Origin of the sequence: Phytohabitans houttuyneae (assembly GCF_011764425.1) — a bacterium.
Taxonomy (GTDB): domain Bacteria; phylum Actinomycetota; class Actinomycetes; order Mycobacteriales; family Micromonosporaceae; genus Phytohabitans; species Phytohabitans houttuyneae.
Map to the genome: position 1 here is coordinate 630,290 of NZ_BLPF01000004.1, position 20,647 is coordinate 650,936.

The window sequence follows — 20,647 nt, forward strand, 5'->3', positions numbered from 1 at the left end:
GCGGGGAGTGCGTGGGATCGAGGGGTTGCGGCACTAGCATCGGCGGGCGTGACCACTACCGACTGCCTCTTTTGCAAGATCGTTGCTGGCGACATCCCGGCCACGAAGGTGCACGAGACGGAGACCACGCTCGCCTTTCGTGACATCGGTCCCAAGGCCGCCGTCCACGTGCTCGTGATCCCGAAGGCGCACCACGCCGACGTCGCCGCGCTCGCCGCCGCCGACCCGGCGCTCGGCGGTGACGTGCTGGCCGCGGCCGCCGCCGTCGCCGAGGCCGAAGGGCTGCTCGACAACGGCTTCCGGATCCTCTTCAACACCGGGCGGTACGCCGGCCAGGAGGTCTTCCACGTCCACGCGCACGTGCTCGGCGGCGAGCCGTTAGGCCCGATGATCGCGAAGTGAGTACACGGGGATCTCGTCGAGCGGCACCGGCCGGTCCACGGTGACCGGTCCGGTGTGGTGCTCGCCGGTGAAGTAGTCCACCCACTCGCCCGCCGGCAGGTACACCCGCCAGGTCGTGGCGCCGGGCTCCGTCACCGGCGCCACGAGCAGGTCGTCGCCGAGCCGGTACTGCAGCGGGAAGTCCCACACCCGCTCGTCGCCCGGGTGGTCGAAGAAGAGCGGCCGCATCAGCGGGCGTCCGGAGGTGACCGACCGGTCGGCCTGCTCCACGAGGTACGGCACCAGGTTCTCGCGCAGCTTGGCGAAGCGGCGGAACACCGCCAGCACGCCGGGGTCGCCCGTGCGCTCGGCGATGTTCCACGGTGTACGGTCGCGCGACGGCGTGCGGTGGTGGTTGAACTCCGAGTGGTACTGCATCAGCGGCGCGAAGCAGGCCGCTGCCGCCGACCGCAGGTAGAGCTCGGCGTCCGGGATGTCGCCGGAGAAGCCGCCGAGGTCCCAGCCCCAGAAGAAGATGCCGCTCACACCGGCGGTCAGCCCGGCGGTGACGGAAGCCCGGAAACCCTCCCATGTGGAGTCTTCGTCGCCGGCCCAGTGCGCGGGAAACGCGGCCGACCCGGTGAACCCGGCCCGGCTGAACGTCACGGGAGCGAGCTCGTGGTAGGCCGCCGCGTACCACACCGGGAAGAGGTTGTTGGCCGCGTCGCCGCGTGAGCCGTCGAAGTAGCGCAGGTCGTGACCCCACGCGTGCTCGCCGCCGTCCGTCTTGAACCCGTCCACGCCAAGCTCGTCGACGAGGTAGCGGCGCTTTTCCAGCCACCAGCGGCGGGCGTCCGGGTTGGTCCAGTCGGGCAGCAGCGCGCCGGGAAACCACCAGCCGCGGTTGCGGTGGACCGAGCCGTCGGCCTCGCGGACGGCGTACCCCCGCTCCTCCATCGTGGACAGGTCGGCGGCCACCTGCCCGGTGGAGCCGCGGTCGGTCGGCACCAGCGGGATCTGCCACAGCAGCACCTTCACGCCGGCCGCGTGCAGCTCGTCCACCATCGCCTTGGGATCGGGCCAGGCACCGTCCGGCGGGAAGTCGAAGTCGGCCAGCCGGTGCGGCGCGCCGTCCGGGTGCACGGCGGCCTTGGCGTCCCGAAACGCCACGAACGTCTCCTCGTCGCTCCACGCCTCGATGACCACCGCGCCGACCGGGATGTCCTCCGCCAGGCTGCGCCGCACCTCGGCGAGAACGCGCTCCTGCGTGTTCCACTCGTTGCCGCTCATCCACGGCCGGAACACCCACGCCGGCGGCACCGGCGGCCGCCCCGTCTCGGCCAGGAACGCACTCACCACATCGGACGGCCCGCCCGTGTAGAAACGCAGCGGCAGCACCGGATCGGCCGGGTCGACCTCCGCCTCGACCACGAGCCGGGTGGGGTCGGTGGCGCCGACGTCGTACCAGGTGCGGCGGCTGGTCGCCACGTGGAAGCCCCAGCACGCGTCGGCACCCACCACGAGCGCGAACGGCGTCGGCAGGTACGTGCGGTGCCCCTGCCGCTTGTACTGCTCGAACACCGTCGCGTCGAGCACCTCGCCGCGCTGGTCCAGGCCGTGGAAGCGCTCGCCGAAGCCGATCACGTGCGCGTCCGGCGCCAGCTCCAGCGCAAACCTCACCCGCCGCGGCCCCTCGCTGCCGACAAGCCACTCCACATCGGAGGCCACACCGGGGCCGGCCACGTCGAGCCGCCCTCCCTCGGGCCGCCACGAAAGGGGCCGCACGCCGAAGGGACCCACCGTCGTGGTCCCGCCACTGATGGAGTACGCGTCATCCGCCGTGGCCACCGCACGAGCGATCCACGCCACGTCGCCTCCGGTGTCCGGCGCGGCCGCCGCGGCACCGGCGAGGTGCCCACCGGAGTCACCCACGGGCGGCGCCGGCCGCGCTCCGAAGTCGACGGTCAGCGTGGCCGGGTCCACCCGCTCGGCCCGGACACTCGCGCCGCTGGCGAAGGAGACGACGACCTCGGTCACGTCCGGCGAGGCGAGCACCCGGATCTGGTACTCCGCGCCCACCTCGGGCCGGGAAGGCACCCGCTGGTCGAGGTCGTACCGGTACGGATGCTCGGTGCCGAAGGGACGGTGGCTCACTGACATCACAGCACTCCCAGTTCGATGGCGAGCGTCACGTACATGGCGTGCGACCACAGCAGCGGCGTCGCCACCGGACCCCACCGCGCGGTCCACTCCGCGATGAACTCCGGCCGCTGCGTCGCGCGGCTCACCTGCTCCGGCAGGTGACCCTCCGGTGTGGCCTGAGCGGCGACCCAGTCCAGCCTGGACAGTGCGAGGTCCCGCCGGCCGGTGCGCGCCTCGTGCCAGCCCAACCAGGCGGTGAGGATGAGCCACTCGCCGCCGCCGTAGAACGTGTCGCCGAGGTACCGGTGCACCCCGCCGCGCAGCAGGTCGTGCCGCACCCGCTCGTACGTGCGCTCGGCCACCGGCCCGGCCGGGTCGACCACCTCGAACGGCGTCAGGCAGGCGAGCAGGCTGCCGTCCACCGCCGTGCTCCCCACCCACTTGGGGAGGTGGTCGCCGGCCGGGATCAGCGCGTCGACGGCAGGGCTGGCGGCGCCGGCGGCCCGGAGCCCCGCCGACACCGCGCCCAGCGTGGCCACGTGCCGGTGCTCGGCGTGCTCCTCCCACCAGTCGTAGCAGGGCCGGTCACCGAACGCCAGCAGGTACTCCACAGTGAATCCGATCGCGGCCGCGTACGGCGCGAGCGGCCGCCCGTGCCGCGCGGCGTGCGCGTGCAGCGCCCACAGCCACGTGCCGTACCCGTCGAGCTGGAAGTCCCACCACGGCTCGTCGCCGTCGCCACCCTCCAATGTGTACCTCGTCGGTAGCATGCGCTCGACCGGAGCGGCCGCGCCCAGCGCGACAAGCTCGGCAATCCGCCCGGCCCGGGCCTCGATGACCCGGGCACACCAGCCGAAGAACGCCTCGGCGCTGTCCGGCCGGCCCGCCCGGCTCATCGCGTCCGCGATGAACGCGCCGTCCCGCAACCAGCAGTACCGGTAGACGGGATAGCTCGGGCAGGCCGGGTAGGCGCCGGACGGGTGCTGGTGCGCGGCGATCAGCGCGACGCTGGACTCGGCGAGCGCGCGCAGGTCGGCGCGGCGGGCGGTGTCGATCACAGCAGCGCGTCCACCGACTTGGCGGCCTCGTCGAGTGCCTCCTGCGCGGACGCCTGACCGGACGCCGCCTTCTCCAGCGCCTGCGTCACGATGTCCTGCATCTTGGCCTGCTGGGTGTCCACGACCGGCGGCAGCGCGATCGCGTCCAGCGCGTCGAAGACCGCCTTGCGGTTGGCCGGCGGGGTCTGCTTCATGTACGCGTCGAAGGCGGCCTGGTCGTTGACCGCCGGCAGCTCCCAGTTGGAGGTGAGCCGCGTCTGGACCGTCGTCGGCGAGGTGGAGAGGAAGCGCGCCCACTTCCACGCCGCGGCACCCTTTGACGTCTTGGCCGAGACGGCGGTGGCGTTCATGAAGACCGCGTTCGCCTTCGCCGTGTTGCCCGGCTCGGTGACGATGTCGTAGTCGAGCCCGGCGTCCGCCAGCCCGGCGAACTGCCAGATCCCGTTGTGCCACATCGCGAGCTTGCCCGACTTGAAGAGCGCGGTGTCGTAGTCGGCCTTGCCACCGATCTCCGCCACCGTCGGCTGCACGGTGCCCGGCTTGCCGAGCAGCCAGTTGGCCGCCTCCAGCCCCTTGGCGTCGTTGAAGGTGGCCTTCTTGCCGTCGGCGGAGAAGAACGAGCCACCCGCCTGGGCGAGCGCCTTGTAGAACTCGTGGAACGTCACGGGCTGGTAGTCGCCGAAGACGCCCTTGCCCTTGTCGGTCAGCTTCTCCGCCGCCGCCTTCTCGTCGGCCCACGTCCAGTCGGCGGTCGGGTACGCCACGCCGGCCGCGTCGAAGAGCTTCTTGTTGTAGAAGAGCACGACGTCGGAGAAGGTGGTCGGCATCCCGTACTGCTTGCCGTCGTACTTGAACGCCTCAAGCGCCTTGGGGTAGACGCGGGCCGGGTCGTAGCCGTCGTCCTCGCCGGCGAGCGTGTCGAGGTCGAGCAGCGCGCCCGCGCGGGCGTAGGTCACGAAGTTTTCGTAGTTGAGCTCGAACGTGTCCGGCGCGGTGCCGCCGGCAATCGCGGTCTGCAGCTTGGTGAAGTAGTCGTCGTACGCGGCGGTCTGCACCTGTACGGTGATGCCGGGGTTCTGCTTCTCGAACTCCGCCTTGATGGCGTCGAGGTCCTTGAGGTGGTCCGGGGCGGCGGAGAACGTGAAGTACGTGACCGTGCCCGTGGCGCCGCCGTCGCCCGAGTCGCCGGAGCCGCCGCCGTCACCGCACGCGGCGAGCAGGCCCGCCGCCGCGACGAGCGCCGCGACCTTCCTGAACGTGCCCATGTGATGGTTCTCCTTCTAAGACTTGATACCGGTGAACGTGATGCCGCGCACGACGTACCGCTGCGCGAAGACGTAGAGCGCGAGGATGGGCAGGACGGAGACCGTCGAGCCGGCCATGACGACGTTCCAGGCGGTGCTGTACCGGCCCTGGAGCAGCGACAGGCCCACGGGCAGCGTCATGTGCGCCTCGGTCTGCGCGATGACGAGCGGCCACAGGAATGCGTTCCAGCTGGACATGAACGCGAACACGGCGAACGTGGCGAGGGCGGGTGCGACGAGCGGCAGCAGCACCTGCGCGAAGACCCGCACGTGCCCCGCACCGTCCACATAGGCCGCCTCGTCCAGCTCCTTGGGCAGGGCCATGAAAGCCTGCCGGAGCATGAAGACGCCGAAGCTGGAGACCACCGTGGGCAGCAGCAGGCCGGCGTAGCTGTCGACGAGGCCCAGGTACCGCATCTCGATGAAGAGCGGCACGATGATGACCTGCATCGGGATCATCATGGTGGCCAGGTAGAGGAGGAAGACGAGGTTGCTGCCGCGGAAGCGCAGGCGGCTGAACGCGTACGCCGCCGTGGCGCTGGTGAACAGCTGCAGCAGCGTGGACGCGACGGCCACGCCGATGCTGTTGGCCGCGAAGCGCCAGAAGGGGAACGCGTCGCCCAGCCGCGCGTACGGGTCCACTGTGGCCGGATCGGGCAGCAGCGGCGCATCGACCCGGCCGAGCTGGGTGTCGCCGGTGACGCTCGTGAGCACCATCCACACGAACGGGCCCACCATCGCGATCGCGCCAATTGTCAGCGCCGCGTACCGCAGGATGGTCCTACTCATAGTGCACCCACCGGCGCTGGAGGCGGAGCTGCACCGCCGTGACCGCCAGGATCACGAGGAACAGCACGATGCTCATGGCCGAGGCGTAGCCGACCCGGCCGTACGAGAACGCGTACTCGACGATCTGCTGGACCACGACGGTGGAGGCGCCGCCAGGCCCGCCCTCGGTCATCACCCAGACCTGGTCGAAGACCTGGAATCCGTTGATGAGGCTGATGACCGTCACGAAGAACAGCGACGGCGAGAGCATCGGCAGTGTGATGCTGCGCAGCTTGCGCCAGGCGCCGGCACCGTCCAAAGCGGCCGCTTCAAGCAGGTCTCGGGGGATCGCCTGCAGCCCGGCCAGGAGGATGACCGCGACGAAGCCGACGTCCTTCCACGCCGAGGCGAGCACCACGGACGGCATCGCCCACTGCGGGTCGGTCCACCAGCCGGGTCCGCTCACGCCGACCCAGCCCAGCGCCCGGTTGACCAACCCGTCGGCCGGGTTGAGCAGCCACTTCCACAGCAGGGAGACGGCTACCCAGCTGCTGATCACCGGGAGGAAGAACGTCGCCCGGTAGAGCGTCATCGCGGGCAGCTTGGCGTCCAGCAGCAGGGCCACCGCCAGCCCGAGGATCAGCACGAGCGGCAGGTAGCCGGCGAGGTAGAGCAGCGTGTGGCCGAGCGCGGCGCGGAACCCGGCGTCGCCGGCCAGCTCGGTGTAGTTGTCGAAGCCGACGAACTCGGCGGTGCCGATGAGGTTCCAGTCCTGCAGGCTCACCCACAGCGTGCCCACCATCGGGCCGATCCAGAACGCGAGCAGCATGACGAGGCTGGGGGAGAGGAACGCGGCGGCCGCGCCGGCGGTGCGCCACCGCCGGGCCCGCCCCGGGCGGCGCCGTGCCGCGGGCTTCGCCACGGGCGGCCGGGTGGCCACCTGGGTGGCGCTCATTGGACAAGCTCCGCGCCGGGGAACGCGGCCAGCCGCGCCCGCACCGCGGCCGCCTGTGGCTCGCCGCTCAGCGTGAACGGCGTCCGCAGCACCAGCGCTGCCGCGCCGAGCGCCCACTTGGCGTCGTCCCACGGGTCGACGTGCACGCCCACCGCGTCGGCGAGCGGCGGAAACATCCCTTCGCGGAACGCCGGCAGGAAGCCCTCGGCCAGGTGCGTCCACGCGAGCGTGCCCTCGCCACTGACCAGCACCGCCTGCGGGTCGAGCACCGCGGCCAGGCCGGCCGTGATGCCGCCCAGGCGGGCGCCGGCCTCGCGGTAGACCCGGCGGGCACCGTGGTCGCCCCCGTCGGCGGCCGCGCGCAGCTCGGCGGGGCCCGCCACGGAAAGCCCTCCGGCGCGCGCCCGGTCGACGAGGGCGGCGTCCGAAACGTACGTCTCCAGGCAGCCGCGCTTGCCGCAGTGGCAGGGCGGCCCGGCCGGGTCGACCGGCAGGTGGCCCAGCTCGCCGGCCGCACCGTGCCCGCCCCGGCGCAGGTCGCCGCCGCTGACCACCGCCGCGCCGACGCCCTGCCCGAGCGTGACGGTGAGGAAGTCGTCGAACGGGCGGCCGATGCCGTACAGGTGCTCGTACGCCGCGAGCGTGTTGACGTCGTTGTCGACCAGCACGGGCACGTCGAGCAGGCGGCTCAGGTACTGCGGGAGGGGCATGTGCCGCCAACCGATAAGCGGCGCCTCGACCAGGCCGCTGCGCCCGTCGACGAAGCCCGGCACGCCCAGCCCCACGCCGAGCAGCGGGGTGTCGCCAGCGTCCTCCACGTACGGCCGGAGCAGCTCGGACAGGGCGTCGAAGGGGTTTGCGGCGATGGCGTCGAACGGTGCCGAGAACTCGGCCAGCACCGTGCCGTCGAGGTCGGCCCGGATGCCGGTGACCCGGTCGGAGGTGACCTTGACGCCGATCGCGACGGCGGCCGAGCCGACCACGGCCAGCAGCTCGCCCGGCCGCCCGCCGCGTGGCTCGGCGTCGTCCACCTTGCGGATGACGCCCGCCTCCATGAGCGCCCGGCTGACCGCGGTGACGGTGGGCGGGCTGAGGCCGAGCCGGCGCGCGATGTCCGCCCGGGAGATCGGGCCGTGCCGGCCGACCAGGGCGAGCACCGCGACCCGGTTGACGTCGCGCAACCGGGCGCCGGACGTGGCGGAGGTCATCTGGGACGCCTTCCTTCAGCAGCTTTGTTAGTTGGCTGAAGAAAGCTTCCGAATGTTTCGTCGCGATGTCAAGGTCCATTCGGGCGATACGATCGCCAGGATTTCGGGGAGGGCCGCGGATGTCGAAGAAGCTGGCCAGGATGGCGCAGCGGGTGCAGGCTGAGGCGCGGGTGCCGGCGCTGTCCGCGGCGCTGCACCGGGCGGACCGGCCGCTCTGGCAGGTGCAGGTCGGCGGGGCGGGGCCGGAGAGCCAGTTCCGGATCGGGTCGGTGACCAAGACCTTCACCGCCGTGCTCGCGCTGCAGGCCCGCGACGACGGCCTGCTCGACCTGGACGACCCGATCGGCCACCACCTCGACGTGCCCGCCCACGGCGACCTGACCGTGCGGCGGCTCCTCTCGCACACGTCCGGCCTGCAGCGCGAGCCGTACGGCGACGTGTGGGACACGCTCCTCGCGCCGGACGCCGACGGGCTGCTCGCCGAGCTCGACAAGGCGGAGCGGGTGCTGCCCACCGCCCGCCGCTTCCACTACTCCAACCTCGGCTTCTCCGTGCTCGGGCACGCGGTCGCCCGGCTGCGCGGTGGCACCTGGGCCGAGGTCCTCGAAGACCGCATCCTGCGCCCGCTGCGACTCGCCGCCACGACGGTCCAGCCGACCGGCCGCGCGGTGACCGGCTACCTCGTCGAGGCGTACAGCGACCACGCCAAGCCCGAGCCGCCGGCGGACTTCGGCGGCGTGGGGCCGGCCGGGCAGCTGTGGAGCACGGCCGCGGACATGGCGCGGTGGGCCGCGTTCCTCGCCGACCCGGCCGCGGTCGACCCGGGCGCCGAGGTGCTCACACCGTCCACCCTGGACGAGATGCGCTGGCCGCTCGCCACCACCGACGAGGCGTTGTGGGGCACGGCTTTCGGGCTCGGATTGATGATCTTCCCGCAGGGCGACCGCATCGTCCACGTCGGACACGGCGGCGCGATGCCCGGCTTCCTCGCCGGCGTGTACGGCCGCCGTCCCGCACCCGAAGGGCTCGGCGACGGTACGCCGCGGGCGATGGGGTGCGCCGTGCTCGGCTCGTCCGGCACCGCTATTGCCACGACCGAGCTGCCGCACAAGCTGCTCGCCGCCTCGGTCGAGGAGGACCCGGCGGACATCGAGCCGTGGGCACCGGGCGAGGCGGCGCCGCAGGAGTACCGGTCGGTGCTGGGCCGCTGGTGGGGCGAGGGTTTCGAGTACGTCTTCTTCTGGCGCGACGGCGCGCTGCGGGCCCGCGACGCGGACGACCCGCCCGGCCGCCCGCCGGCCACCTTCGCGCCTGTCCCCGACCGCACCGACGTGCTGCGCGGCGTCTCCGGCCGCGAGGCCGGCGAGCTGCTGCGGCTGACCCGCGACGCGGACGGCGCGGTGGTGCGCATGCACTGGGCCACGTACCGCTTCACCCGCGACCAGCAGAGCTTCGCCGGCGAGTAGCCGCCGCAGGCGGCTCGGGCTGACCGCGACCGGACGCGGAGGGCGAGGCCGCGGGAGCGACGGTCCGGACCACGACGGGCGTCGCGGTAGCTCAAAGTGTCTTGAAATAGAGGGAACCTGCTGTCGCCTCCACCGCCTTTCGGGTGGTGAAGAGGGAGGTACGGCATGTCGGGACGGGTGAAGGACCTGCTGGACCAGGCGGTCGCCGGCATCGAGCCGCGCGATCCGGACCCGGTGGGGGTGGTGATCCGGCGCGGCCGTAACCGGCGTGCCGCCGCGGTGGTCGCCACGGCGGTGGCAATGGTCGCGGTGCTCGCCGGCGGCGCGGTGGCCGGGACGGCGCTGAAGGAGGGGCCACCGCCCGACACGGCGGTCACGAAGGCCGCCCCGAAACCCGCGACCCGCCCGGACCGGCCGCCGGTTCCGCGGCTGGAGAAGGGCCGGATCGCCGCCGGAGACATGAGCGTGGCCGTGCCGGACGGCTGGCAGGTCATGCCGGTCGAGAGCGCGCCGTGCGGGCACCAGCACCAGACGGTGGTATTCGGCGAAGGGGGCAACCCCTGGGGCCCCAGCATCTACTGCGGTACCTCGGAGATCGAGGTCCTGAGCACCTTCAATGTCTTTCCGTCCATCTGGACGATGACCGGAAAGGCCCCTGAAGCGCCCGACGCGTGGCAACAGACGCCCGCCGACCCGTACCGGATGGTGACGCTGGAGGGCGGCGCGGCGGCCTGGCTGCGGACCGACCCCGACGGCGCGTACCGGGTGGTGCTGCCGTGGTCGCGGGTGGAGGTGATGATCCGCGGAGGCGCGGACGTGCGCCAGCGGATCCTGGACTCGCTGGAGACCGGCCGCTGGGCGCCGCGAGCGCTGGTGCTGCCGACGGCGACGGAGTATGCAGGGCTGATCGGACACTTCGGTACAAACGGCCTGAGCCGGGTGGAGGTCGAGGACCCGGCGAAGGTCCGGCGCGCTTTGGAGATCCTCGGCGCGGCGACACCGGTCGCACAGGGCGAGAGCTGTGCGCGCGAGGACCAACCCACCGTGGCGCTCGAGATCGGTAAGTCGCCGGTCAACCCCAACCTGCCGGAGGACATGGGCTCCCTGGTCATCAGCCTCGCGCCCGGCTGCCACGAGGTCGTGTCCGAGGAGGGCGGCCGGGGGCGCCTGGACGTCGACAGCCTGACCGAGCTCGGCGAGCTCTTCCAGGTGGAGCTGCCGTGATTGGGGCGGGAGGGGCGCCGGAGGGCTTCGCGGAGTTCGTCCGGGACCGCTATCCGGCGCTGGTGCGCCACGGCGCGATCCTCACCGGTGATCCCGGCCACGGAGAGGATCTCGCGCAGGAGGCGCTGGTCAAGACGTACCGCGCGTGGCGGCGGCTGCACCCGGACGGCAACCCGGAGGCGTACACCCGGCGGGTGATGGTGCGGGCAGCCTGGCGGGCCGGCCGGCGGCTGTGGCGGCGCGAGGTGCCGACGCACGCGCCGCCCGACCTGGCCGGCACGGACCCGTACGACGGCACCGACACGGCACAGATGGTGTTTCAGGCGCTGCGTTCGCTGCCGGCCCAGCAGCGGGTCGTGCTGGTGCTGCGCTACTGGGCCGGGCTTTCGGAGCAGGAGATCGCGGCTGAGCTGGGCTGCTCGGTGGGCACGGTGAAGAGCCGGGCCAGCCGGGCGGTGGCCGCACTCCGGCGCCTGGACGGGCCGCTCGCCGACGCCTTCGCTCCCGCCGAGGTGCAGTAACATCCCGTTTATCCGGTTCCGACAATCTCCTGCCGAGACCGTCGCCCGGGCGGAAATGGGCGCGGTGGTGAGGGCGTTGAGCCGATACGATGGAGCAGTCACGCACGTCGCGCCACCGGGCGCGGCACTGAGACCGAGAGCAGGTGGCGTTGGCCCAAGGGCCGATCTATGACCACTACATCCCCCACCGAGCAAACCCGCGTGCAGACCAAGATCACGGTTCCTAACTCGCAGATCATGGTGAACCTGCTCGGTGCCGGGGATGAGATTCTCCGGCTCATCGAGCGTTCGCTCGCCAGCGATGTGCACGTGCGCGGCAACGAGATCACCGTTACCGGGATCCCGGCCGACAACGCGCTGGCCGAGCGCCTCTTCACCGAGCTGCTCGAGCTGATCGAGAAGGGCGAAACACTGACCACCGATGCTGTCCGGCGCACCGTCGGCATGCTCGAGCAGGGCACGACCGAGCGGCCCGCCGAGGTCCTCACACTCAACATCCTGTCCCGGCGCGGTCGGACCATCCGTCCGAAGACGCTCGGGCAGAAGCGCTACGTCGATGCGATCGACGGGCACACCATCGTGTTCGGCATCGGCCCGGCGGGCACCGGTAAGACGTACCTGGCGATGGCCAAGGCCGTCCAGGCGCTCCAGGCCAAGCAGGTCAACCGGATCATCCTGACCCGGCCGGCCGTCGAGGCCGGTGAGCGGCTCGGCTTCCTGCCCGGCACGCTCTACGAGAAGATCGATCCGTACCTGCGCCCGCTCTACGACGCGCTGCACGACATGCTCGACCCCGAGTCGATCCCGCGGCTGATGCAGGCCGGCACGATCGAGGTCGCGCCGCTGGCGTACATGCGGGGTCGCACGCTCAACGACGCGTTCATCATCCTCGACGAGGCGCAAAACACGACGCCCGAGCAGATGAAGATGTTCCTGACCCGGCTCGGCTTCGGTTCCAAGATCGTCGTCACGGGTGACATCACGCAGGTCGACCTGCCCGGCGGCACCACGAGCGGCCTCAGGGTCGTGCGCGACATCCTCGAGGGTGTCGAAGACGTGCACTTCGCCCAGCTCGGCAGCTCCGACGTGGTGCGCCACAAGCTGGTCAGCGACATCGTCGACGCCTACGCGCGGTATGACGCGGAGCGCGAGACGCAAAACGGGCAGGGCGTGCACGCCGTGCCCGGCCGTACCGCCGCCCGCGCGGGCCGGCGTCGCTAGTCCGAAGGCTCCTGGGGGAAAGCACGTTGTCCATAGAGATCGCCAACGAGTCCGGCGTCGACGTCGACACCGATGCCGTGATGGCGGTGGCCCGGCACGCGCTCGACGAGATGGGTGTCAACCCGCTCGCCGAGCTTTCGGTCCTGCTCGTCGACGTCGACTACATGACCGAGCTCAACCACCGCTGGATGGGCAGTGACGGCCCGACCGACGTGCTCGCGTTCCCGATGGACGAGGGGAGCGTCGACCACGGTCCCGGCGAGGCCGGCGCGGGCGAGCCCGCGCTGCTCGGCGACATCGTGCTGTGCCCGGAGGTGGCGGCCAAGCAGGCGGCCACCGCCGGCCACTCGCCGGCCGACGAGCTGCACCTGCTGACCGTTCACGGCGCGCTGCACCTCCTCGGCTACGACCACGCCGAGCCGGAGGAGGAGCGGGAGATGTTCGCACTGCAGGCCCGGCTGCTGTCCAGCTGGCGGGCCTCCAGAGTCCAGTGAGCGAGTGAACCAGGTGTTGCTGTGAGTGGGTTAGCGGCCACGGGGGCCGCCGCGGGTGGTGGGTTGCCCGACCTGCAGCTGCTGATCTTCGCGGCCGGCCTCGTGGTGCTGGCCGGCATCGTGGCGATGACCGACGCCGCGCTCGCCGCGGTCTCGCCGGCGCGCGCCGCCGAGCTGGCCCGCGAGGGGGTGCGCGGCGCGCGTGCGTTGCAGATCGTCGCTTCCGACGTGGTCCGCCACCTCAATCTGCTCCTGCTGCTGCGGCTGCTCTGCGAGCTGACCGCGACGACACTTGTCGCCCTGGTCGCGGTCGACACATTCAGCGCCGGGTGGACCGCCGCGCTGGTCACGGCCGGCGCGATGACCGTGGTCAGCTTCGTCGTCGTGGGCGTCGGCCCGCGCACGATCGGGCGCCAGCACGCGTACGCGGTGGGTCGCACCACCGCGCCGCTGGTCCGCTGGCTGGGTCGGGCGCTCGGCCCGCTCGCCTCCCTGCTGATCCTGATCGGCAACATGGTGACGCCCGGCAAGGGCTTCCGCGAGGGCCCGTTCGCCACCCAGATCGAGCTGCGCGAGCTTGTCGACCTTGCCGAGCAGCGGGGTGTGGTGGAGCACGGCGAGCGCCAGATGATCCACTCGGTCTTCGCGCTGGGCGACACGATCGCCCGTGAGGTGATGGTGCCGCGCACCGAGATGGTGTGGATCGAGTCGCACAAGTCGCTGCGGCAGGCCCTCGTGCTCTTCCTCCGCTCGGGCTTCTCCCGCATCCCGGTGATCGGTGAGAGCGTCGACGACGTGCTCGGCGTGCTCTACCTCAAGGACGTGATCCGGCGCACCCAGAGCGGCGACCCGAGCGCCGACGCCACGGCGGTGGCCGAGCTGATGCGCGAGGCGCGCTTCGTGCCGGAGTCAAAGCCGGTCGACGACCTGCTCTCCGAGATGCAGGCGGCGCGCACCCACCTGGTGATCGTCGTCGACGAGTACGGCGGGACCGGCGGCCTTGTCACGATCGAAGACATCCTCGAGGAGATCGTCGGCGAGATCACCGACGAGTACGACGTGGAGCGCCCGCCGGTCGAGCGGCTCGACGACGGCGCCGTCCGGGTGACCGCCCGCCTGCCCGTCGAGGACCTCGGCGAGCTGTTCGGCGTGGAGCTGCCCGACGACGAGGTGGAGACCGTCGGCGGTCTGCTCGCCCAGGCGCTGGGGCGCGTGCCCATCCCGGGCGCGGAGGCTACGGTGAGCGGGCTGCAGATGGTCGCCGAGGGCACCACCGGCCGGCGCAACCGGATCGACTCGGTCCTGGTCCGCCGCGCCGCCCCCGACGACGTTCCCGCCGAGTCACCTGAGCAAGAGAGGCAAACCGCCGATGCCTGAGCCGACAGCGAGCGGCGCGAGCAGCGCAGCGCCCGTCGGGGCCGCCGCCGACCTGGACGCCGAAGACGCCAAGCTCGTCGTGCTGGCCCGCGGCGCACGGGCCCGGATCGGGGCTGTCGAGGGTGCGGCGGTGCGCGACCAGGACGGCCGTACCTACGCGGCGGCCACCGTGGCGCTTCCGTCGTTGACGGTCACCGCACTCCAGCTCGCCGTGGCATCCGCGGCCGCGGCCGGCGCCAAGCGGCTCGAAGCGGCCGCGGTCGTGACCGAGGCGTCCACACTGGACGGCGCCGGCTACGCCGCGGTCCGCGACCTGTCCGGCGACGCGCCGGTGCACGTGGCCGGCCCGGACGGCAAGCTCATCGGCACGGTCGTCGCGTGAAGGCCGGGTTCGCCTGCTTTGTGGGCCGGCCCAACGCCGGCAAGTCCACGCTCATGAACTCGATCGTCGGGCAGAAGATCGCCATCACCTCCAACAAGCCGCAGACCACGCGGCACATCATCCGTGGTGTGCTGCACCGCGAGGACGCGCAGCTCGTCCTCGTGGACACGCCGGGACTGCACCGTCCGCGCACGCTGCTCGGCGAGCGGCTCAACGACCTGGTCCGGCAGACCTGGAGCGAGGTCGACGTGATCGGCCTGTGCATCCCCGCCGACGAGGAGATCGGGCGGGGCGACCGGTTCATCACCGGTGAGCTGGCCGAGCTGAAGGCCACGGTGCTGGCCGTGGTGACAAAGGCCGACCTCGTCGACAAGGGGCGGCTGGCCGAGCAGCTCGTCGCGGTAAGCCAGCTCGCCGACTTCGCCGAGGTGGTGCCGGTAAGCGCGGTCTCCGGATACCAGGTGGAGACGCTTGTCGACGTGATGAGCGGATACCTGCCCGACTCGCCACAGCTCTACCCGGACGACATGCTCACCGACGAGCCCGAGCAGGTGATGGTCGGCGAGCTGATCCGGGAGGCGGCGCTCGAAGGCGTGCGCGACGAGCTGCCCCACTCGATCGCCGTGGTGGTCGAGGAGATGCTCCGCGAAGGCGGGCTGACGAAGATCTACGCCGATGTGTACGTGGAGCGGACGAGCCAGAAGGCCATCGTGATCGGTGCCAAGGGCAGCCGGCTCAAGGACGTCGGCACCCGCGCCCGCGCCGAGATCGAGGCGTTGCTGGGCACGAAGGTCTACCTCGACCTGCACGTACGCGTCGCCAAGGACTGGCAGCGCGACCCGAAGCAGCTGCGCAAGCTCGGCTTCTGAGGCGGCTGCCGGGATTTGTGCGCTTCCTCACGCGCACGTTTCCGTTTGAGCTGGTTCATCGGTTGGTCCGCGGGGTAGGGCGGTAGCTACCCCCTCGCCCCCGGCCTCCCGATTGGACCCATGCGAAACAGGTACGTCGATCTTCTGCGCGCGCTGGCCATCGTCCGAGTCGTCGTTTACCACACCACACATTGGGCGTTCCTCACGATCGCGTTCCCGGCAATGTCGGTGATGTTCGCGCTCGCCGGCTCGCTCATGGCGGCCTCTTTGGACAGTCACGGCGTACGCGCGGTCGGCCGGCGGCTGCGCAGGCTGCTGCCCGCGCTGTGGGTGCTCGCCGCGGTGTTCGTACCGGCGATGCTGCTCACCGGCCTGCCGGTGGACCGGCGGCTGCTCTACTGGGCGCTGCCGCTGCTCGACCCACCGGCCAACGCGTGGGGTGCACTGGCCCTCAGCGCCATCTGGTACCTGCGTGACTACCTGTGGTTCGTCTTGCTCTCGCCGCTGGCGCTGCCGCTCTTCCGCCGCTTCCCGATCCCGACGCTCGCCGCGCCGTACCTGCTGCTCGTGCTCATCGAGCTTGGCGTGGTGCCGGCGCACACCGTGCTCAAGGACGTGGGCCTTTACTTCGGCGCGTGGCTGCTCGGTTTCGCGCACCACGACGGCATGCTGCGCCGCCTGTCGTGGCGCCTGCTCGCGCCGTGCGTGGGAGTGCTGGCGGTGGCCGGCGCGGCGTGGTTTCTGACGCATCCGGGGCCGCGCGGCTACGACCTCAACGACATCCGGCTCGGCAACGCGCTCTGGTCCGCCGCGTTCGTGGTCGCGCTGCTCGGCTTCGCGCCCGCGACCACCGCGTGGCTGGAACGGCGAGCCACGCTGCTGCCCGTGGTCACCGTGCTCAACAGCCGCGCGCTGACCATCTACCTGTGGCACATGCCGGTCGTCATCGGCGTGGGCGCCGTCTTGTCGCTCGGCCTGGGCGCCCGGCTGGCCGCGGTGACGCTGCTGGTGGGCGTGGCCGTCGCGCTCTTCGGCTGGGTGGAGGACGTCTCCGCGCGGCGCCGCCCGGTGCTCGTGCCCGGTGGTGCGCGGCGCCGCGCATCCCTGCCTCAAACCTCCCGGAGCGCTCAGACCTCCCGGAGCGCTCAGACCTCCCGGAGCGCTCAGACCTCCCGGAGCGCTCAGACCTCCCGGAGCGCTCAGACCTCCCGGAGCGTGATGTCCCCGCTGCCGGTCTCCAGGTCGAGCAGGTACGTCCCCGTCGGCGAGCTGGTCACGCCGAGCACCTTCTCGCCGGATCCGGTTCGCGCGTCGATCCGGTAGGAGCCGGCCGGCACCGCGAGGTCGAGGTTGCCACTGCCGGTGTGCGTGCGCACCGCGCCGCTCTTGGCGAGCGCCAGCGAGACGTCGCCGGAACCGGTGCGGACGGTGTTCATCTTGCCGGCGAGGCCGCGGGCGTCGATGTTGCCGGAGCCGGTGCGCGCGTCGAGGTCTCCGGCGACCTCGGCGATCGTCATGTCGCCGGAGCCGGCCTGCACCTTGACGGCGCCGGAGGCCTCGGTGATGCCGACGCTGCCCGAGCCGGTCCGCAGGTCCACGGTGGACACACCGCTCAGGGAGAGGTCGCCCGAGCCGAGCTCGCCGCTGATGGCGACCCCCTTAGGGGCCACGATCTCGTAGTCGATGGTGCAGAAGCGGCCGCACTCGGTGTCGAGCTGGAGCGTCGTCCCGTTGACCTGGTACGACGTGGCCGGCTCGTCACCCCTATACCGCACGACGCGCCGGATGTCGACCTGCTGCGCGTCGCTCGTGCTGATCGTGACGTCGCCGGCGCCAGGCTTGATGACGATCTCCTTGACCGCCACCTTCTCGGTGTTGCTGTAGTCCAGGCGGGTCTGTGCGACGTCGTCGCAGCCAACCAGGCCGGCCACGGCGACGACGCCGAGCACCGCGAGCAGCTTTCGTGGATCCATGATGAGCACGCTACGGGTGGGCGACCCCGGGACACATCCGGAGCGGTCACCGAGAGGACCCTGAGCACCTGGTAGGGGAGAATGGGCCGATGCCCGGATACCGCCGCCCGCTGTACCGCGACGATGCGGTGGTGCTGCGCGTGCAGAAACTGGGCGAATCGGACCGGATCATCACGCTGCTGACCCGCCGGCACGGCCGGGTGCGCGCGGTGGCCCGGGGGGTGCGGCGGACCACGTCGCGCTTCGGTGCCCGGCTGGAGCCGTTTGGTCACATCGACCTCCAGCTCGCCGAGGGCCGTCGCTGCACACGGTGAGCCAGGTGGAGGGCATCGAGCTGTACGGCAAGCGGTTCCTCGACGACTACCCTCGGTACACCACGGCGAGTGCCGTCGTCGAAACCGCCGAGCGGCTCACGCCCGTGGAGCAGGAGCCGTCGCTGCGGCTCTTCCTGCTCACGCTCGGCGCCCTGCGCGCGCTGGCCGAGGGTGCGCACGCGAGCACGCTTGTCCTCGACGCCTACCTGCTGCGGAGCATGGGCGTCGCCGGGTGGGCGCCCGCACTGGCCGAGTGCGCGGTGTGCGGCACGCCGGGGCGGCACGGCGCGTTCTCGGTGCCCGCCGGGGTTGTGTCTGCCCGGACTGCCGGCCGCCTGGGGCGGCGCATCCGGCGCCGGCCACGATCGACCTGATGTCCGCCCTCACGTCGGGTGACTGGCGGGTGGCCGACGGCGCGGAGACGGCCAGCCGCCGCGAGTGCAGCGGGCTGGTGGCGGCGCATTTGCAGTGGCACCTTGAGCGCGCGCTACGCTCGCTGCCGCTGGTCGATAGGGGATAAAGCCGTGGTTCGAACACTTCGCCGCCGGCAGCCGATGGCGCCGACGCCGCATCCGTCCGGTGCGCGCCCGCCCGCGCTGCCCAAGGAGAGCCTGCCGCGTCACATCGCGATCGTGATGGACGGCAACGGGCGGTGGGCCAAGGAGCGCGGCCTGGCCCGGACAAAGGGGCACGAACAGGGCGAGTATTCCCTCTTCGACACGATCGAGGGCGCGATCGAGCTGGGCATCCCGTACCTGTCGGCGTACGCGTTCTCGACCGAAAACTGGCGCCGCTCGCCGGAAGAGATCCGGTTCCTGATGGGCTTCAACCGCGACGTGATCCGCCGCCGCCGCGACCAGCTCGTCGACCTCGGCGTGCGGGTGGTGTGGTCGGGGCGGACCGGCCGGCTGTGGAAGAGCGTGATCTCCGAGCTCGTCACCGCCGAGGAGATGTCCCGCGGCAACTCGACGCTGACACTCCAGTTCTGTGTCAACTACGGCGGCCAGGCCGAGATCGCCGACGCCGCCGCCGCGATCGCGCGTGACGTCGCCGCGGGCAAGCTCTCACCCGACAAGGTGAACGAGAAGCTGATCGCGCGGTACCTCTACCACCCCGAGGTGCCCGAGGTCGACCTCTTCCTGCGCCCCTCGGGTGAGCAGCGCACGTCAAACTTCCTGCTGTGGCAGTCGGCGTACGCGGAGATGGTCTTCCTGGACACGCTCTGGCCCGACTTCGACCGGCGCCACCTGTGGTACGCCTGCGAGCTCTACGCCCAGCGCGACCGCCGCTTCGGCGGCGCCCTGCCCAACCCGGTGGCGCCTACCTGAGCCGGCCCGCGGCGTTGAGCACCGCGAGCGCGTCCGCCGTGATCCACTCATTGGCGCGGCGGGCGTCGGTGCCACCCCAGTCGAGCGGATCGCCGGCCTTGGTGGCGAACGCCTTCTCCGCCGGCCAGCCACCGTCCGGCAGGCGCTTGGACTCCAGCAGGTCGAGGGCGTCAGCGCACCGGGGGTCGCCGATCGTGCCCGCCTCGACCATCCCGACCAGGCCGCCGAGCACGTCATAGTGCCAGTACAGCGGGTGGTGCAGCCGCGCGAAGTCGGGGTGGATCAGCGCGCCGGTCGAACGCCGCCACGCGAGCCGGCGCGCCAGGAACACCTCGGCGGCCCGGCTGGCGGCGGCCGCGTCGTGGCTCACCAGCCCGCGCATCGGCAGCAGCGTCTCCATGAACGACGAGCTTTGCGCGGTGGGGTTGCGGTCACAGTTCCAGCCGCCGTCCGGCCACTGCCACTTGACCAGCCGCTCGGTGAGCGTGCGCGCGTCGCCGTCGTCGAGGATGCCGAGCGCGGTGAGGTAGCGCAGGGCGTTGCCCTGTTGGGAGGCGCATCGGCGGTACCGCCCCTGGATGAGCGGCACGTCGACGTCTCGCAGCCAGCGGCGCAGGACCTGGTCGCGCAAGGGGTGCAGCGCCTCGTCGCCGGGTGGGTAGCCGAGGTCGGCGAGGGAGGCGAGCACCCAGTGGGCGCCGCGCCATTTGGCGTACACCTGCTTGGGGTTGGTGATCCGGCCGTCCGCGTCGCGGGCCGCGAGGAGGCGGCGGACCCGGGGTGACTGGCGGATCTCCTCGCGCAGCCGCCGTGCGGCCTTGCCGTCCGTGGGCTCGCCAAGCACTCGCGTGCGGACCTTCCACCTGATGGAGGGCTCATCGGACCGCAGGAGGGCGTCGACGGTGCTCACGGTCGTCTATCGTCCTCCTCCGGACGCGCGTGCGAGAAGAGGACCGGGGCGACCGGGCGGGCCGCCGGCCTCTCGGTCGGTGGCGGCGGAGGTGGTGGGGGCGGCGCCGGGGGAGGCGCGGCGGGCTGATGTTCGCCGGTCAGGACCAGCAGCTGGTACGCCCGCTCCACCGGAATCCGCTCCGTGCTGATCGCGATCCGCAGCGGCACGGGAGCGGCGCCCGGAAACGCGTCGACGGGCAGGTCAAGCACCCGCGGCTGGACCCCCGCTCGGCCAGGTAGGCGGCCGCCGCCGGCGGCAGGTCCTGCCAGGCCCGCACGGTCTCGACGGTGAAGCCGTGCGTGATCCACTCCTCGGCCCGCTCGGCCACCCGGTCCGCCACGTGCCCAGGCACGACGTCGCGGCCGCCGAGATCGTCGCTGAGCAACGCGCGGGCCATCGGGGAGAGCTCCGTCACCGGCACCCACCGGTCACGTGCCCCACGGCGACGAGCCGGCAGGTCGCGGCGGTCGGGGTTGGGCATAACCCCATCCAAACATGATCGACACTCAGGACCTGCGAGTGGGTACCGCGTGGCGGGCGTTCGCCACATCCTGGGCGCGCGGGTCGGGCCCGGACGCCATTGTTTCACGTCAATCCAAGAGGGCCGCAGGGCGGGATTTCGGCACACCCCCGGGGGTGTGGATCTGGATGAGAGCTGCCGCGACGCCCGTCGTGGTCCGGACCGTTGCTCCCGCGGCCTCACCCTCCGC

19 protein-coding genes and 2 pseudogenes are annotated in these 20,647 nt (G+C 71.8%); 12 read left to right on the forward strand and 9 right to left on the reverse strand.

Going from position 1 to position 20,647, the window contains the following annotated elements:
- Nucleotides 1-48 precede the first annotated feature (48 nt).
- Entirely contained in the window at nt 49-402 is a 354-nt protein-coding gene (locus Phou_RS45505) for an HIT domain-containing protein (RefSeq protein WP_173070268.1), read from the forward strand.
- Here the strand turns inward: Phou_RS45505 and Phou_RS45510 are convergent.
- The 6 genes from Phou_RS45510 to Phou_RS45535 are packed head-to-tail and all read right to left on the reverse strand — an operon-like array spanning nt 379 to nt 7,816.
- The gene (locus Phou_RS45510; protein ID WP_218579599.1) at nt 379-2,535 is read right to left on the reverse strand and encodes a glycoside hydrolase family 31 protein; all 2,157 of its coding nucleotides are present in this window, start codon (nt 2,533-2,535) and stop codon (nt 379-381) included. The two genes, Phou_RS45505 and Phou_RS45510, sit on opposite strands and share 24 nt — an antisense overlap.
- Nucleotides 2,536-2,540: 5 nt before the next feature.
- Entirely contained in the window at nt 2,541-3,581 is a 1,041-nt protein-coding gene (locus tag Phou_RS45515) for a glycoside hydrolase family 15 protein (RefSeq protein WP_173070272.1), read from the reverse strand.
- Nucleotides 3,578-4,846, reverse strand: a complete 1,269-nt coding sequence (locus Phou_RS45520; RefSeq protein WP_173070274.1) for an ABC transporter substrate-binding protein — start codon at nt 4,844-4,846, stop codon at nt 3,578-3,580. The genes Phou_RS45515 and Phou_RS45520 overlap by 4 nt, the downstream gene beginning before the upstream one ends.
- 15 nt (nt 4,847-4,861) lie before the next feature.
- Nucleotides 4,862-5,674 (reverse strand): carbohydrate ABC transporter permease, encoded by an 813-nt coding sequence (locus Phou_RS45525; RefSeq protein ID WP_173070276.1) that lies wholly within the window; start codon nt 5,672-5,674, stop codon nt 4,862-4,864.
- A complete protein-coding gene (locus Phou_RS45530) occupies nt 5,667-6,608 on the reverse strand; it encodes a carbohydrate ABC transporter permease (protein WP_173070278.1) in 942 nt (313 codons plus the stop codon). The genes Phou_RS45525 and Phou_RS45530 overlap by 8 nt, the downstream gene beginning before the upstream one ends.
- Complete coding sequence (locus Phou_RS45535; RefSeq protein WP_173070280.1) at nt 6,605-7,816, reverse strand: ROK family transcriptional regulator; 1,212 nt, start codon at nt 7,814-7,816, stop codon at nt 6,605-6,607. The genes Phou_RS45530 and Phou_RS45535 overlap by 4 nt, the downstream gene beginning before the upstream one ends.
- A gap of 119 nt (nt 7,817-7,935) precedes the next feature.
- On the opposite strand from Phou_RS45535, the gene Phou_RS45540 reads away from it, so the two are divergent.
- The 9 genes from Phou_RS45540 (at nt 7,936) to Phou_RS45580 (ending at nt 16,693) form a co-directional block, all read left to right on the forward strand.
- Complete coding sequence (locus Phou_RS45540; RefSeq protein WP_173070282.1) at nt 7,936-9,282, forward strand: serine hydrolase domain-containing protein; 1,347 nt, start codon at nt 7,936-7,938, stop codon at nt 9,280-9,282.
- A 165-nt stretch (nt 9,283-9,447) separates the two neighbouring features.
- Nucleotides 9,448-10,506: a hypothetical protein gene (locus Phou_RS45545; protein WP_173070284.1), complete on the forward strand. Its 1,059-nt coding sequence runs from the start codon at nt 9,448-9,450 to the stop codon at nt 10,504-10,506.
- The gene (locus Phou_RS45550; protein ID WP_246274644.1) at nt 10,503-11,027 is read left to right on the forward strand and encodes a SigE family RNA polymerase sigma factor; all 525 of its coding nucleotides are present in this window, start codon (nt 10,503-10,505) and stop codon (nt 11,025-11,027) included. The genes Phou_RS45545 and Phou_RS45550 overlap by 4 nt, the downstream gene beginning before the upstream one ends.
- Nucleotides 11,028-11,195: 168 nt before the next feature.
- Entirely contained in the window at nt 11,196-12,248 is a 1,053-nt protein-coding gene (locus tag Phou_RS45555; RefSeq protein ID WP_173070286.1) for a PhoH family protein, read from the forward strand.
- Between the two features lie 26 nt (nt 12,249-12,274).
- Nucleotides 12,275-12,742 carry an rRNA maturation RNase YbeY gene (gene ybeY, locus Phou_RS45560; RefSeq protein ID WP_173070288.1) on the forward strand — a complete coding sequence of 156 codons (468 nt, stop codon included), beginning with the start codon at nt 12,275-12,277 and terminating at the stop codon, nt 12,740-12,742.
- 21 nt (nt 12,743-12,763) lie between these two features.
- Complete coding sequence (locus Phou_RS45565; protein WP_173070290.1) at nt 12,764-14,119, forward strand: hemolysin family protein; 1,356 nt, start codon at nt 12,764-12,766, stop codon at nt 14,117-14,119.
- Entirely contained in the window at nt 14,112-14,501 is a 390-nt protein-coding gene (locus Phou_RS45570; protein ID WP_173070292.1) for a cytidine deaminase-like protein, read from the forward strand. The genes Phou_RS45565 and Phou_RS45570 overlap by 8 nt, the downstream gene beginning before the upstream one ends.
- The gene (gene era, locus Phou_RS45575; protein WP_173070294.1) at nt 14,498-15,370 is read left to right on the forward strand and encodes a GTPase Era; all 873 of its coding nucleotides are present in this window, start codon (nt 14,498-14,500) and stop codon (nt 15,368-15,370) included. Before Phou_RS45570 ends, era begins: the two co-directional genes overlap by 4 nt.
- Before the next feature lie 120 nt (nt 15,371-15,490).
- Nucleotides 15,491-16,693 carry an acyltransferase family protein gene (locus Phou_RS45580; protein WP_173070296.1) on the forward strand — a complete coding sequence of 401 codons (1,203 nt, stop codon included), beginning with the start codon at nt 15,491-15,493 and terminating at the stop codon, nt 16,691-16,693.
- Here Phou_RS45580 and Phou_RS54085 read toward each other — a convergent pair.
- Nucleotides 16,642-17,343, reverse strand: a pseudogene (locus Phou_RS54085) (DUF4097 family beta strand repeat-containing protein); the annotation flags it as partial. The gene Phou_RS45580 and the pseudogene Phou_RS54085 sit on opposite strands and share 52 nt — an antisense overlap.
- An 89-nt stretch (nt 17,344-17,432) precedes the next feature.
- On the opposite strand from Phou_RS54085, the pseudogene recO reads away from it, so the two are divergent.
- Nucleotides 17,433-18,177 (forward strand): annotated as a pseudogene (recO, locus tag Phou_RS45585) (DNA repair protein RecO).
- Nucleotides 18,178-18,211: 34 nt separating this feature from the next.
- Entirely contained in the window at nt 18,212-18,985 is a 774-nt protein-coding gene (locus Phou_RS45590) for an isoprenyl transferase (protein WP_173071479.1), read from the forward strand.
- On the opposite strand, the gene Phou_RS45595 is transcribed toward Phou_RS45590, so the two are convergent.
- Together Phou_RS45595 and Phou_RS45600 are read right to left on the reverse strand one after the other, a co-directional pair.
- Entirely contained in the window at nt 18,978-19,895 is a 918-nt protein-coding gene (locus Phou_RS45595; RefSeq protein WP_173070298.1) for a hypothetical protein, read from the reverse strand. The two genes, Phou_RS45590 and Phou_RS45595, sit on opposite strands and share 8 nt — an antisense overlap.
- Before the next feature lie 139 nt (nt 19,896-20,034).
- A complete protein-coding gene (locus Phou_RS45600) occupies nt 20,035-20,352 on the reverse strand; it encodes a hypothetical protein (RefSeq protein ID WP_173070300.1) in 318 nt (105 codons plus the stop codon).
- Nucleotides 20,353-20,647: the final 295 nt, after the last annotated feature.

Coding starts and splice junctions, on each gene's coding strand:
- Phou_RS45525 (WP_173070276.1), bottom strand. CDS start 5,674: ATGAGTAGGACCATCCTGCGGTACGCGGCGCTGACAATTGGCGCGATC.
- Phou_RS45530 (WP_173070278.1), bottom strand. CDS start 6,608: ATGAGCGCCACCCAGGTGGCCACCCGGCCGCCCGTGGCGAAGCCCGCG.
- Phou_RS45590 (WP_173071479.1), top strand. CDS start 18,212: ATGGCGCCGACGCCGCATCCGTCCGGTGCGCGCCCGCCCGCGCTGCCC.
- Phou_RS45570 (WP_173070292.1), top strand. CDS start 14,112: ATGCCTGAGCCGACAGCGAGCGGCGCGAGCAGCGCAGCGCCCGTCGGG.
- Phou_RS45580 (WP_173070296.1), top strand. CDS start 15,491: ATGCGAAACAGGTACGTCGATCTTCTGCGCGCGCTGGCCATCGTCCGA.
- Phou_RS45545 (WP_173070284.1), top strand. CDS start 9,448: ATGTCGGGACGGGTGAAGGACCTGCTGGACCAGGCGGTCGCCGGCATC.
- Phou_RS45535 (WP_173070280.1), bottom strand. CDS start 7,816: ATGACCTCCGCCACGTCCGGCGCCCGGTTGCGCGACGTCAACCGGGTC.
- Phou_RS45520 (WP_173070274.1), bottom strand. CDS start 4,846: ATGGGCACGTTCAGGAAGGTCGCGGCGCTCGTCGCGGCGGCGGGCCTG.
- Phou_RS45540 (WP_173070282.1), top strand. CDS start 7,936: ATGTCGAAGAAGCTGGCCAGGATGGCGCAGCGGGTGCAGGCTGAGGCG.
- Phou_RS45555 (WP_173070286.1), top strand. CDS start 11,196: ATGACCACTACATCCCCCACCGAGCAAACCCGCGTGCAGACCAAGATC.